The organism is Pseudorhodoplanes sp., from assembly GCA_032027085.1.
Classification (GTDB): Bacteria; Pseudomonadota; Alphaproteobacteria; order Rhizobiales; family Xanthobacteraceae; genus Pseudorhodoplanes.
Genome location: JAVSMS010000001.1, coordinates 1,367,204 through 1,380,820 on the forward strand (window position 1 = coordinate 1,367,204; position 13,617 = coordinate 1,380,820).

At 63.1% G+C, this 13,617-nt stretch carries 9 protein-coding genes; 3 read left to right on the forward strand and 6 right to left on the reverse strand.

Annotation, left to right across the window (positions count from 1 at the left end; translation table 11 throughout):
* From hpnE to RO009_06675, 3 genes are read left to right on the forward strand one after another with little or no spacing between them, the layout of a single operon-like run.
* Positions 1-1,254, forward strand: a complete 1,254-nt coding sequence (hpnE, locus tag RO009_06665; GenBank protein ID MDT3684706.1) for a hydroxysqualene dehydroxylase HpnE — start codon at positions 1-3, stop codon at positions 1,252-1,254.
* Entirely contained in the window at positions 1,251-3,227 is a 1,977-nt protein-coding gene (gene shc / locus RO009_06670; protein ID MDT3684707.1) for a squalene--hopene cyclase, read from the forward strand. Before hpnE ends, shc begins: the two co-directional genes overlap by 4 nt.
* Complete coding sequence (locus RO009_06675) at positions 3,224-3,925, forward strand: phosphorylase (GenBank protein ID MDT3684708.1); 702 nt, start codon at positions 3,224-3,226, stop codon at positions 3,923-3,925. The genes shc and RO009_06675 overlap by 4 nt, the downstream gene beginning before the upstream one ends.
* Here RO009_06675 and hpnH read toward each other — a convergent pair.
* The 6 genes from hpnH to RO009_06705 all read right to left on the reverse strand — a co-directional run bounded on the left by hpnH (position 3,863) and on the right by RO009_06705 (position 13,576).
* The gene (hpnH, locus tag RO009_06680) at positions 3,863-5,011 is read right to left on the reverse strand and encodes an adenosyl-hopene transferase HpnH (protein ID MDT3684709.1); all 1,149 of its coding nucleotides are present in this window, start codon (positions 5,009-5,011) and stop codon (positions 3,863-3,865) included. The genes RO009_06675 and hpnH overlap by 63 nt on opposite strands.
* Before the next feature lie 36 nt (positions 5,012-5,047).
* On the reverse strand, positions 5,048-6,007 hold the full coding sequence (ispH, locus tag RO009_06685) for a 4-hydroxy-3-methylbut-2-enyl diphosphate reductase (protein MDT3684710.1): 960 nt from the start codon (positions 6,005-6,007) through the stop codon (positions 5,048-5,050).
* Position 6,008: 1 nt separating this feature from the next.
* Entirely contained in the window at positions 6,009-7,910 is a 1,902-nt protein-coding gene (dxs, locus tag RO009_06690) for a 1-deoxy-D-xylulose-5-phosphate synthase (protein MDT3684711.1), read from the reverse strand.
* A 323-nt stretch (positions 7,911-8,233) separates the two neighbouring features.
* Positions 8,234-11,464, reverse strand: a complete 3,231-nt coding sequence (locus RO009_06695; GenBank protein ID MDT3684712.1) for an efflux RND transporter permease subunit — start codon at positions 11,462-11,464, stop codon at positions 8,234-8,236.
* Between the two features lie 61 nt (positions 11,465-11,525).
* Entirely contained in the window at positions 11,526-12,722 is a 1,197-nt protein-coding gene (locus tag RO009_06700) for an efflux RND transporter periplasmic adaptor subunit (protein ID MDT3684713.1), read from the reverse strand.
* 17 nt (positions 12,723-12,739) lie between these two features.
* Positions 12,740-13,576 carry an alpha/beta hydrolase gene (locus tag RO009_06705; protein ID MDT3684714.1) on the reverse strand — a complete coding sequence of 279 codons (837 nt, stop codon included), beginning with the start codon at positions 13,574-13,576 and terminating at the stop codon, positions 12,740-12,742.
* Positions 13,577-13,617: the final 41 nt, after the last annotated feature.

Here is a 13,617-nt window from a genome sequence, read left to right on the forward strand (position 1 = left end):
CTGGCGCCGACCATCCATATTATTGGGGCCGGCCTTTCCGGACTGGCGGCGGCAGTGCAGCTCGCGCGATCCGGCGTGAGCGTGATCGTCTATGAAGCGGCCAACCAGGCTGGTGGACGCTGCCGCTCCTATCACGACCCGGCGCTGCAAATGATGATCGACAACGGCAATCACCTGCTGTTGTCAGGCAACACGGCGGCGCTCGCCTATTTGCGGACAATCGGAGCCGAGGACCGGCTGGTCGGTCCCGCCACCGCCGAATTTCCCTTCATCGATCTCGCATCCAGGCAACGCTGGCACCTGCGGCCGAACGACGGGCGCATCCCGTGGTGGATATTCAACCCTACGCGTCGCGTGCCGGATACGGGTATCGGCGATTATGCCGGCATTCTGCCGCTGCTGTGGGCCGGACCCGGCAAGACGATTGCGGAAGCAATGAATTGCAGCGGCCTCCTCTACGACCGGCTATGGCATCCGCTGTTGCTTGCCGCGCTGAACACCGATCCCAAGGAAGCCTCCGCCACGCTTGCCGCCGCGATTGTGCGCGAAACGCTGCTGGCCGGCGGTCAGGCTTGCCGTCCGCTGATCGCGCGGGATGGACTCGCGGAGGCGTTCATCGATCCGGCGCTTCGTTATCTGCAGGCGGCGGGCACGACGGTGCATCTGGGGCGACGGCTTCGCGCGCTCTCCTTTTCCGGGCGATGCATTGAGGCACTGGATTTCGGCGAGGAGAGCGTCCGGCTTGCTCCGTCTGACGCCATCATTCTGGCTGTGCCGCCGCCCGTTGCTGCGGCGCTCCTGCCCGGTCTCGTTGTTCCCACCGAATTCCGCGCAATCGTCAACGCGCATTTCAAGATCGCCCCGCCGGCCGGCTGTCCCATGATGACTGGGGTCACCAACGCCCTGACGCAATGGATCTTCGCCTTTCCAGACCGTCTATCCGTCACCGTCAGCGGCGCCGACCATTTACTTGAGACACCACGCGAGACCCTCGCCCGCGATATCTGGCGCGAAGTGGCCGTCGTCGCCGGCATTGCGGGCGATCTGCCCGCGTGGCAGATCGTGCGGGAGCGGCGCGCCACTTTCGCCGCATTGCCGCAGGAAGAGACAAAGCGCCCCGCGGCGCAGACCGACTGGATGAATCTTTTCCTCGCCGGCGATTGGACCGCCACCGGCCTGCCGGCCACCATCGAGGGCGCGGTGCGTTCCGGACACCGCGCGGCGGAATGTGTGAGAAACGCGCAGAGCAAATGACCAACACGTCGACGAGCCTGAAGGAAAAGCCGGCACACGTGCGCAGCCTGGACCACTCCATCGAGGCCGCGACTGCGGCGCTTCTCGATCTGCAGAAGGACGACGGTCACTGGGTGTTCGAACTGGAGGCCGACGCCACCATTCCGGCTGAATATGTGCTGCTCCGGCATTATCTCGGCGAACCGATCGATACGGCGCTGGAATCGAAAATCGCCGCCTATCTGCGCCGCATCCAGGGCGCACATGGCGGCTGGCCGCTGTTCCATGACGGCGATTTCGACATGAGCGCCAGCGTGAAGGCCTATTTCGCGCTGAAAATGATTGACGATCCCATCGATGCCGCGCATATGCGGCGCGCGCGCGAGGCGATTCTGGCGCGCGGCGGCGCCGCGGGCAGCAATGTGTTCACCCGCATCCTGCTCGCGCTTTACGGCATCGTCCCTTGGCAGAGCGTGCCGGTAATGCCGGTGGAAATCATGCTGCTGCCGAAATGGTTTCCCTTCCATCTGTCGAAGATTTCCTATTGGGCCAGAACCGTCATCGTTCCGCTGCTGGTGCTGCAAACACTGAAGCCGAAAGCCCGCAATCCGAAATGCGTGACGATCGACGAGTTGTTCACGCATTCGCCGGAGCGGCTGGGCCTCGCACCAAAGGCGCCGCATCAGAAATGGTGCTGGTTTCTTCTGTTTCGCGCGATCGATGTCGTCTTGCGCAAGGCAGAACCGTTCTTTCCGGCAGGGCCGCGTCAGCGCGCGATCAACAAGGCGGTCGCCTTCGTGACGGAACGCCTCAACGGGGAGGACGGTCTCGGCGCCATCTTCCCGGCCATGGCCAACGCGGTGATGATGTTCGACGTGCTCGGCTATCCTAGGGATCATGCCGAGGTCAAAATAGCGCGCCACTCGATCGACAAGCTTCTGGTCGTCAAGCCGGACGAAGCCTATTGCCAACCCTGCGTCTCGCCGGTCTGGGACACCGTGCTCACCGGCCATGCCTTGCTGGAAGCGGGAGGGCAGCGCGCCGTCAAAAGCGCCGAAAAGGGTCTCGACTGGCTCAAGCCGCGCCAGGTTCTCGATGTTGCCGGCGACTGGGTCGCGCAGCGGCCCGATGTCAAGCCGGGCGGCTGGGCCTTCCAATATGCCAATGCGCATTATCCCGATCTCGACGACACTGCGGTCGTGGTCATGGCGATGGATCGAGCCGACGGCCTGCGCGGCGAGCAATCGCCGCGCTATGGCAAGGCCATCGCGCGCGCCCGCGACTGGATCGTCGGCCTGCAGAGTCGCGACGGCGGCTGGGCCGCCTTCGATGCCGACAATAATTATGAATACCTGAACAACATCCCCTTCTCCGATCACGGCGCGTTGCTCGATCCGCCGACCGCTGACCTGACGGCGCGCTGCCTTTCCATGCTGGCGCAGCTTGGCGAAACGCCGGAAAAGAGCCCGGCGATGCAGAAGGCGATCGACTTTTTGCGGCGCGACCAGCACGCGGAGGGAAGCTGGTATGGCCGTTGGGGCATGAATTACATTTACGGCACCTGGTCGGTTCTGTGCGCGTTGAATGCTGCGGGCCTGACCTACGATTCGCCGGAAATCGGCAAGGCCGCCGACTGGCTGATATCGATCCAGAATCCCGATGGCGGCTGGGGCGAGGATGGAACGAGCTACAAGCTCGACTATTGTGGGTACGAACCCGCTCCCAGCACCGCCTCGCAGACCGCCTGGGCGCTGCTGGGTCTCATGGCGGCGGGACAAGTTGATCATCCCGCTGTCGAGCGCGGGATCGCCTATCTGCGCGAGATGCAGGATGCAGACGGCCTGTGGACCGAACGTCTATTCACTGCCACCGGCTTCCCCCGCGTGTTCTACCTGCGCTATCACGGCTATCCGAAATTCTTTCCGCTGTGGGCGCTGGCGCGTTACCGCAACCTGAAGGCAGGCAATACGCGCAGCGTCGCGTTCGGCATGTGAAACCCGTTTCAACCACCAGACCCATTCTTGTGGTGACAGGCGCCGCTTTCGAAGCGCGCATGGCCTCCGGCCAGGATCTTTCGGTGATCTGCAGCGGCGGCGATCCGCAGCGGTTGCGGTCGCTGCTTGCGACGCTCGTTCCGTCCGACTTTCGCGCGGTGATCAGTTTCGGCTTGGCGGGCGGCCTCGATCCAGCGCTGCGCCCGGGCGATCTCATCGTCGCAAGCCAGGTGACGGCAAATGCGAAGACACGGCATGCAACGTTCACGCTCGCCGGCGCATTGGCGTCCGCGCTTCACACGACGGGAACGAAGCTGGAAAGTCTTGCGGGGGCTGAGGCGCCGGTCATGGATCCGGCGAGCAAGGCTGCATTGCGGGCAGCCACGGGCGCGGCCGCCGTGGACATGGAAACGCATATCGCGGCCAGTTTCGCCGACGACAACAAGCTGCCCTGGGCGGCGTTGCGCGTGATCTGCGATCCGGCGGAGCGCGAATTGCCGCCGCTGGCGCGACAGGCGCTCAAACCTGACGGCAGCATTGATTATGTCGCCGTGCTGAAGAGCCTTGCGACTGATCCCGCGCAAATCCCGGCGCTGCTGGTGACCGCACGCGACACCGCCATTGCGATGTTCGCCTTACGCCGCGCTCGCCGCCTTCTCGGTCCGCGATTTGGCCTCATCGGTGCGGATTTCCGATAGCTTCTTTTGCACCTGCGCCGAGAACACGTATTCGGCGGCCCGCTGCTGGTCGAGCGGAATTTCCGGCGCGAATTCTCCCTCGGTGCGCGGACCGCGCAGACTGACCCACAATGTGCGCAAAGGCTGGGTAATCGACGCTGTCGCCGCCGTTGGCTCGTAGCCGCAATGCGCCATGCAATTCGCGCATTTTTCGTAGCGTCCGGTGCCGTAGGAGTCCCAGTCCGTGGTTTCCATCAACTCGGCGAAGGTCTTGGCGTAGCCCTCGCCCAGCAGATAGCAGGGCTTCTGCCAGCCGAAGATGTTGCGCGTCGGCATGCCCCAGGGCGTGCAGTGGTAGGTCTGGTTCCCGGCAAGGAAGTCGAGGAACAGCGCCGAGTGCATGAAATTCCAGCCCTTGCCGCGACCAAGCGCGAAGACCTTGCGGAACAATTCCTTGGTCTTCCTGCGGCTGAGGAAATGCTCTTGGTCCGGCGCGCGCTCATAGGCGTAGCCCGGCGAGATCGACACGCCAACGCCAAGCTCCTTGGCAAAATCTAGGAAGGCGGCGATGTCTTCGGCAGCATGGCCGTCGAAGATCGTGGCGTTGACGTTGACCGCAAAACCTTTGCCTTTCGCCGCCGTGATCGCCGATACCGCCTTGTCGAACACACCTTCCTGCGACACCGCCTTGTCGTGATGCTCTCGCAGACCGTCGAGATGGACGGAGAAAAACAGATAGGGCGATGGTTCGAACAGATGCAGCTTCTTTTCCAGCAGCAGCGCATTCGTGCACAGCGACACGAATTTCTTGCGCGCCACGATGCCCTTGACGATCTCGCCGATCTCCTTGTGGATCAGCGGCTCGCCGCCCGGAATGGCAACCATCGGCGCGCCGCATTCATCGACCGCGTCAAGACATTCCTGTACCGACATCCGCCGGTTCAGAATCGCATCGGGATAATCGATCTTGCCGCAGCCGATGCAGGCGAGGTTGCAGCGGAACAGCGGCTCCAGCATCAGCACAAGCGGGTAGCGCTTGCGGCCCATGAGCTTCTGCTTGAGAAGGTAGGCGCCGAGGCGCATCTCTTTGAAGAACGGTATCGCCACTCTCTTCGCTTTCCTGTTGCTTGACCTGCGTCGAAATCAGACCGCCAATTCGGCCGGAAGCCGGAACGAAATATTCTCTTCGCGGCCGGGCAGCGTCGAAACCTCGACCGGCCGCAACCGCCCCACCGCATCGATGACGTCCTCGACCAGCACATCCGGCGCCGACGCGCCGGCTGTTATGCCGACCGCGCCCGCGGTCATCACCCAGTCCGCCTGCACCTCGCTGCCATCCGCAACCAGATAGCTCGGAATTCCCGATTCTGCACCGATTTCCCGCAGGCGATTGGAATTGGAACTGTTCTTGGCGCCGACCACAAGGATCACGTCAACAAGCTTGCTCAGTTCGCGCACCGCGGTCTGCCGGTTCTGGGTGGCGTAGCAGATGTCCCGCGTCTCAGGCCCGACGATGTCGCTGAAGCGCCTCTGCAACGCGGCAATGATGCCGCGCGTATCGTCGACGCTCAGCGTGGTCTGGGTGACATACGCGACCGGCGTATCGGTCGGAATCGCCAGCGTTTCGACGTCCTTTTCGGTCTGCACCAGATGCACCGGCGCCGAAATCTGACCCATCGTTCCTTCGACCTCCGGGTGCCCGGCATGTCCCACCAGGATCAGCGTGCGGCCCTGCGCCACATAGCGCTTACCCTGATTGTGAACCTTGGTCACCAGCGGGCAGGTCGCGTCGAGGACAGGCAGGTTGCGCGCCGTCGCATCGTCGACAACTTTCTGCGCCACGCCATGCGCCGAGAAAATGGTGACCGCATTGGGCGGTATCTCTGAAAGCTCTTCAACGAAGCGCGCGCCTTTGGCTTTCAGGCTTTCCACGACATGCTTGTTGTGCACGATCTCGTGGCGCACATAGATCGGCGGCCCGTATTTTTCGAGCGCACGCTCCACAATCTCGATGGCGCGCACGACGCCGGCGCAGAAGCCGCGCGGTTGCGCAAGAATGACGCGGATCGGCTGTTGGCCCGCCGGGCTGTTGATCGCTCTCATCTCAGGCCACCCTGCCGCCCACGCGTGCCTTGCTTCGGCCCAGCGCCTGCATCACCTGCGCGGTGATACCGGCCGCATCGAGCCCGGCCTTGGCGTACATCTTGTCGGGCTTGTCCTGATCGATGAAAATATCGGGCAGCACCATTGTGCGCACCTTGAGACCGGTGCCGAACATGTCCTGTTCGGCAAGCGTCTGCAGCACATGCGAGCCGAAGCCGCCGATTGCGCCTTCCTCGACGGTCAGCAGCAGTTCGTGCTCGCGCGCCAGGCGGAGCACCAGATCAACATCGAGAGGCTTGGCGAAGCGCGCGTCCGCGACTGTCGTCGACAACCCGTGCGCGGCGAGATCATCGGCGGACTTAAGACATTCGGCGAGCCGTGTGCCGAAGGACAGGAGCGCGACGGTATTGCCTTCGCGCAGGATACGGCCGCGGCCGATTTCCAGCGGCTTGCCTTCCGCCGGCATCTCGATGCCCAGCCCCTCACCGCGCGGATAGCGCAGCGCGCTCGGCCGGTCGTCGATCGCCGCGGCGGTCGCCACCATATGCACGAGTTCGGCTTCGTCGCTTGCGGCCATGAGGACGAAACCCGGCAGGCAGCCGAGATAGGTGATGTCAAAGGAGCCGGCATGGGTCGGCCCGTCGGCGCCGACAAGGCCGGCGCGATCGATCGCAAAGCGCACGGGAAGGCGCTGGATCGCGACGTCATGCACCACCTGATCATAGGCGCGCTGCAGAAAGGTTGAATAGATGGCGGCAAAGGGCTTGTAGCCTTCGGCGGCAAGGCCGGCGGCGAAAGTGACGCCATGCTGCTCGGCAATGCCGACATCGAATGTGCGATCCGGGAACGCCTTCTGGAAGATGTCGACACCGGTGCCCGACGGCATCGCCGCGGTGATGGCGACGATGCGCTTGTCCTTCGTCGCTTCCTTCACCAGGCTTTCGCCGAACACCTTCGTGTAGGACGGCGCGTTGGTTTTCGGCTTGACCTGCGAGCCGGTCGCGACATTGAACGGCACGACGCCGTGATACTTGTCCGCTGATGCTTCGGCCGGGCCGTAGCCTTTGCCCTTTTGCGTGACGACGTGGACGAGGATCGGTCCGTTCTTGGCGTCGCGCACATTCTTCAGGACCGGCAGCAGATGGTCGAGATTGTGCCCGTCGATCGGCCCGACATAATAAAAGCCGAGTTCCTCGAACAGCGTGCCGCCGGTCAGAAAACCGCGCGCAAATTCTTCCGCCCGCCCGGCCTGCTGCGCAACGAATTTCGGCAGGCCCTTGGCAAGCTGCTTGCCGACATGACGCAGCGAGCGATACGTCCGCCCGGAAATCAGCCGCGCCAGATAAGCTGACATGGCGCCGACTGGCGGGGCAATCGACATGTCGTTGTCATTGAGTACGACGATGAGACGCGAATTCATCGCGCCCGCATTGTTCATCGCCTCATAGGCCATGCCACCGGACATCGCGCCGTCGCCGATGACACAGATGACATTGTGGCTCTTGCCTTCAAGGTCGCGCGCGACCGCCATGCCGAGCCCGGCCGAGATTGACGTCGACGCATGTGCGGCGCCGAAGGGGTCATATTCGCTTTCCGCACGCTTGGTGAAACCGGATAATCCGCCGCCCTGGCGGACGGTGCGGATGCGGTCGCGCCGGCCGGTCAGAATCTTGTGCGGATAGGCCTGATGGCCGACATCCCAGATCAGCTTGTCGCGCGGCGTGTCGAAGACGTAGTGCAGGGCGATGGTCAGTTCGACCACGCCGAGGCCCGCGCCGAGATGGCCGCCGGTCAACGACACGGCATTGATGGTCTCGGCGCGCAATTCGTCTGCCACGCCTTTCAACGCAGCTTCGTCGAGACGGCGCAGATCGGCAGGGTCCTTGATTGCATCAAGTTGCATCGTCATTTCCGAGCTGTCATGGGGGGTTGCGGAGAAAATGAGTTAAAATATGAGCCAACATCTTGAACAACCGTGGCTTTTACAGGGCGAATGATCAAGCAGCATGCGCTCAAGTCCTCGTTACCAAGCTGCCATGCTGACAACCGATCGCGGATGATGCCGTTCCCTCCGGAACGGTCATCCGCCAGGCCCCCTAGCATGACTCACTGCCGCATGGCGCTGATAGCCTCCGGTCACCCGTTGAAGTCACCGGTGCGGCCAGATTGTGAATTTATTCTGCCAGTATCCTTACCTCGTGGGAAAGACATTCGTGCAAAAGCGGATCAATCCGCGCGATGAAATGTGGCGCCGGACGCGGCCGACATGCCGGGCGAGCCGACAGCGGTCAGGGCCTCTTTTAGATGCGCACCATGCGACACCAGCGGCCGGTTTCCCGTCATGGCTCGCAGCAGCACATAAAAGACCGGCGTGAGGAACAGACCGAACGCGGTTACGCCGATCATGCCGGCGAACACCGCGACACCCATCGCCTGTCGCATCTCGGCGCCGGCGCCGGTCGAGAGAACCAGTGGCAGTACACCCATCACAAAGGCAAGTGAGGTCATCAGGATCGGCCGCAGCCGCAACCGGCTGGCTTCCACCGCCGCCTGGAATGGCGTGCGCCCGGCGAATTCCAGCTCGCGTGCAAACTCCACGATCAGGATCGAGTTCTTCGCCGACAATCCCACCAGCACGATGAGGCCGATCTGCGTGAAGATGTTATTGTCGCCGCCCGAGAGCCAGACACCGGTCATCGCCGCCAGCAAGCCCATCGGCACGATCATGATGATCGAGAGCGGCAATACCAGGCTTTCATACAGCGCCGCCAGCACAAGAAAGACAAGAAACACCGCGAGCGGAAACACCCAGATCGCTGAATTGCCGGCGAGGATTTCCTGATAGGTCAGATCGGTCCATTCGAAGTCAAAGCCCTTCGGCAAGGTTTCGGCTGCGATCTTCGCGACAGCCGCCTGCGCCTCGCCGGTCGAATAGCCGGGCGCGGCGCCGCCATTCACGTCCGCGGTGAGGAAGCCGTTGTAGCGCATCGCGCGCTCGGGACCTGAGCTTGCTTTCACCCGCAGCAGCGCCGCCAGCGGCACCATCTCGCCCGAGGCGGAACGCACCTTGAGCTGGCCGACATCGTCAGCACGCGCACGATATTGTGCATCAGCCTGCACGCGCACCGAATAGGTGCGGCCGAACTTGTTGAAGTCGTTCACATAGAGCGAGCCGAGATAAATCTGCATGGTCTCGAAGACATCGGTCACCGCAACGCCCAACTGACGCGCCTTGACGCGATCGACGTCGGCGTAAAGTTGCGGCACGTTGACCTGATAGCCCGAGAACACGCCGACAAGTTCAGGCGCTTTCATCGCGCGGGCAACGAAGGCCTTGGTCGCTTCGTCGAGCGCGTCATAGCCAAGGCCCGCCCGGTCCTCGATCTGCAGCTTGAAACCACCGATCGTGCCCAGACCTTCCACCGGCGGCGGCGGGAACATGGCGATGAAGGCGTCCTGGATCGCGCTATATCTCTTGTTGAGTTCGAGCGCGATGGCATTGCCGCTGAGTTCAGGCGAGCGGCGTTCCTCGAACGGCTTCAGCACCGCAAAGACGATGCCCGCGTTCGACGAGTTGGTGAACCCGTTGATCGACAATCCCGGAAACGACACGGCGTGCTCCACGCCCGGCGTTTTCATCGCGATGTCGCTCATCTGCCGGATAACCTCTTCGGTCCGATCGAGCGTCGCCCCGTCGGGCAATTGCGCAAAGCCGACGAGATATTGCTTGTCCTGCCCCGGGACGAAGCCGCCCGGCACGGCGCGGAATACAACAAATGTCGCGCCGATCAGAACGAGGTAAAGACCCATCATCACAGCCTTGCGCGACAAGATGCGGCTGATGCTGCCGGCATAGCCCTGCGATCCGCGACTGAACACATAGTTGAATCCGCGGAACAGCCAGCCGAAGGCCATGTCCATGAACCGGATCAGGGCGTCCTTTGGGGCATCGTGCGATTTCAGCAGCAGCGCCGACAAGGCCGGCGACAAGGTCAGCGAATTGATCGCCGAAATCACGGTCGAGATCGCAATGGTCAGCGCGAATTGTTTGTAGAACTGCCCGGTCAAACCGCTGATGAATGCTAGCGGCACGAACACGGCGCACAGCACAAGAGCGATGGCGACGATCGGCCCCGACACTTCGCTCATGGCGCGATAGGTCGCGTCCCGTGGTGACAAGCCTCCCTCAATATTACGCTCGACATTCTCAACGACGACGATGGCGTCGTCCACCACAATGCCGATGGCGAGCACCAGGCCGAACAGCGACAGCGCGTTGATCGAGAAGCCGAAGATATACATGACGGCGAAGGTGCCGATGATCGAGACAGGCACCGCCAGCAGCGGAATGATCGAAGCGCGCCAGGTCTGCAGAAAGAGGATGACCACGACCACCACCAGCGCAATCGCTTCCAGCAGCGTATGCACGACGGCCTCGATCGACGCGCGCACGAACTGCGTGGGATCGTAGACGATCGAGTAATCAACGCCTTCCGGCATATTGACCTTCATCTCGGCCATCGCCGCGCGGACATTGTCCGAGATCGCAATGGCGTTCGACGCCGGCGCCTGGAAAATACCGATCGCCACCGCCGACTTGTTGTCGAGCAGCGCGCGCAACGCATATTCGGATGCGCCGAGTTCGATGCGAGCGATATCGCGCAGACGGGTCACCTCGCCATTGGCGCCGCTTTTGACGACGATCTCGCCGAATTCCTCTTCCGTCTGCAGGCGGCCCTGCGCGTTGATGGACAATTGCAGGTCGAGACCGGGCAGGCCGGGCGAGGCGCCGACAACGCCCGCTGCCGCCTGCACATTCTGTGCGCGGATTTCCCGCACCACGTCGCCGGCCGATAATCCGCGCTCGGCAACCTTCTGCGGATCAAGCCAGACCCGCATCGAATAGTCGCCCGCGCCCCACATCAGCACCTGGCCGACGCCATCGATGCGGGCCAGCCGGTCCTTCACGTTCAGGATCGCGTAGTTGCGGAGATAGGTCATGTCGTAGCGATCGTTCGGCGACAACAGGTGAACGACCATGGTGATGTTTGACGAACTCTTGACCGTAGTGACGCCGAGGCGGCGCGCCTCTTCCGGCAGGCGCGGTTCGGCCTGCGTGACCCGGTTTTGCACTAGCTGCTGCGCCTTGTCGGGGTCGGTGCCGAGCTTGAAGGTGACGGTCAGGTTCATGATGCCGTCGGTTGTCGCCTGGCTGCTCATGTAGAGCATGCCCTCGACGCCGTTGATCGCCTCCTCGATCGGGGTTGCGACCGTCTCCGCGATGACTTTCGGATTCGCCCCTGGATATTGCGCGCGCACCACGACCGACGGCGGCGCCACCTCGGGATATTCCGAGATCGGCATGACGCGCAGCGCAAGCAGGCCAGCGATGAAAATCAGGATCGAGAGAACTCCGGCGAAAATCGGCCGGTCGATGAAAAATCTGGATAGATTCATGTCACCCTCCCCGCGCCGGCGCGGCGGACCAATCAAGCAATGCAATCAAAAAGACGTCCGATCAGTTGGACGCGGACCGGACATCCATGGACACAAGCTGCGGCTCCACGACCGCACCGGGTCGCACGCGCTGCAACCCGTTCACGACGATTCGCTCGCCGGCTTTCAAACCTTGCGTCACGACCCGGAGCCCTTCGGCAGCGGGGCCGAGCGTCACCTCGCGATAGGTGGCCTTGTTCTCTGCGTCGACGACGAGCACATATTTCTTGTCCTGATCGGTGCCGATGGCGCGTTCGCTGACCGCAAGCGCCGGCTCGGATTTGGCTTGGCCCATGCGCAGCCGGGCAAATTGTCCCGCAATCAGCCGTCCGTCCGCATTGTCGAAGACCGCGCGCACGCGCACGGTGCCAGTGCGAATGTCGAACTGGTTGTCGATCAACTGCATCTTGCCTTTGAACACGGTGCCGTTGCTGGTCACCGTGGTCATCTCGACGGGAATGCGCTCGATCTGGTCATAGCTCCGTCCGCTCTCGCCGAGAGATTGCAGGGCGCGCGCCAGAATCTGCTCGTCGACATTGAAGCTCGCATAGATCGGATTGACCGACACAAGGCTGGTGAGCACCGGCGCGCCGGGCCCGGCCGCCACGAGATTTCCAACTGTGATCTCCAGCTTGCCGACGCGGCCGGACACGGGTGCGCGCACCTGTGTATAGTCCAGATTGAGCTTCGCCGCCTGCAGCGCCGCTTGCGCGGCTCGCAGATTGGCTTCCGCTTCGCGATGCGCATTCAGACGCTGATCGAGATCGCGCTGCGAGATCGTGCGCGAATCGGAGAGTTGCTGACCGCGCTCCATTTCATTCTTGGTCAGCAGAACGCGGGCTTGCGCCGCGGCAACTTGCGCTTCCGCGCGCGCGACCTCGGCCTCATACGGCGCCGGATCAATGGTGATCAGCAGGTCATTCTGCTTCACCAGCGCGCCTTCGCGGAAATGCACCGCCTGCACGGCGCCGGCGACGCGCGAGCGAATGTCGACGCGGTCAATCGCTTCCAGGCGGCCGGAAAACTCATCCCAGATCGCGACATCGCGCTGTTCCACGACGGACACCGACACCGGAAGCGCCGCGGGCGCCGCCGCGGCGGGCTGGCCGTTTGCTGCACCGTTGCCTGAGGAGGAAATCACGGTGCCGATCACGCCGGCGAGCGCGATGACAGCGACAATGCCGAGCAGAAACCGGCGGCGGATCTTTGAATCGATCATGAGGAACTCCATTGGCCTCAGGCCTGAACGTGATCTTGAAAAGAAGTCGCCGACGGACATGTCAGCGTGTCTGCGAAAAATTCGGCGAAGCGCTCGCGCAGGCTGTCGCGCCACGGCGCGCCCTGATCGGCGCCGTAGTGAAGCGCGCAAGGCCAGCCGGTCGGTGCGGATAAAAGATACGCGCGCACGGAGACACCCGATTCCTGAAGTCGCCGCGCGTAATTCAGGGTCTCGTCGCGCAGGAGATCGTCTTCCGCGGTCACCAGCAACGCGGGCGCGACGCGGGCAAGGCGCGAGGATCCGATCGGCGACGCGTAAGGATGCGCGGCCTTCGCCGCTGAGCCGAGATATTGATGCCAGCCATCCGCCCATTGGCACCCGGCCGGACCCGCCTTGGCTTCTCGCATCGAACAGGTCGCGAGGCAGGGATCGAGCATCGGCGAAAGAAGGATCTGTCCCGCCAGCAGCGGGGCGCACTGGTCGCGCGCCATCAGCGCCAAGGCCGCGGCGAGATTGCCGCCGGCTTCCTCGCCGGCCACATAGAGCGGCGCCTTCTTGCCAGCCCAGCCGGCGCAGCCGCGGCCGATATGGCTCAGCACTTCGAAGGCCACGTCGAGCGCCTGCGGAAAGCGATGCTGCGGCGCCAGCGGATAATCGACGGAGACGACTACGGCGCCGGCTTCGGCAAGCAGCGTCGACACAGTCCGTCCCGACTCCAGCGATCCGGCGACAAAGGCGCCGCCGTGCAGATGTACGACCACGGGCGTCGTGCGATTCTTGTCGGTCGCGCGATAGACCCGCACACCGATCGGCGCGCCGGCCGGGCCCGGAACCGTTTCGTCGGTCCAGGTCACTGCTTTTGCTGCACCTTCTGTCTGCAGGCTCAGGGTCATTG

Excerpts from the sequence above, each read along its gene's own strand:
- ispH (MDT3684710.1), bottom strand. The coding sequence starts at position 6,007 with ATGAGAGCGATCAACAGCCCGGCGGGCCAACAGCCGATCCGCGTCATT.
- RO009_06695 (MDT3684712.1), bottom strand. The coding sequence starts at position 11,464 with ATGAATCTATCCAGATTTTTCATCGACCGGCCGATTTTCGCCGGAGTT.
- RO009_06700 (MDT3684713.1), bottom strand. The coding sequence starts at position 12,722 with ATGATCGATTCAAAGATCCGCCGCCGGTTTCTGCTCGGCATTGTCGCT.
- dxs (MDT3684711.1), bottom strand. The coding sequence starts at position 7,910 with ATGCAACTTGATGCAATCAAGGACCCTGCCGATCTGCGCCGTCTCGAC.
- shc (MDT3684707.1), top strand. The coding sequence starts at position 1,251 with ATGACCAACACGTCGACGAGCCTGAAGGAAAAGCCGGCACACGTGCGC.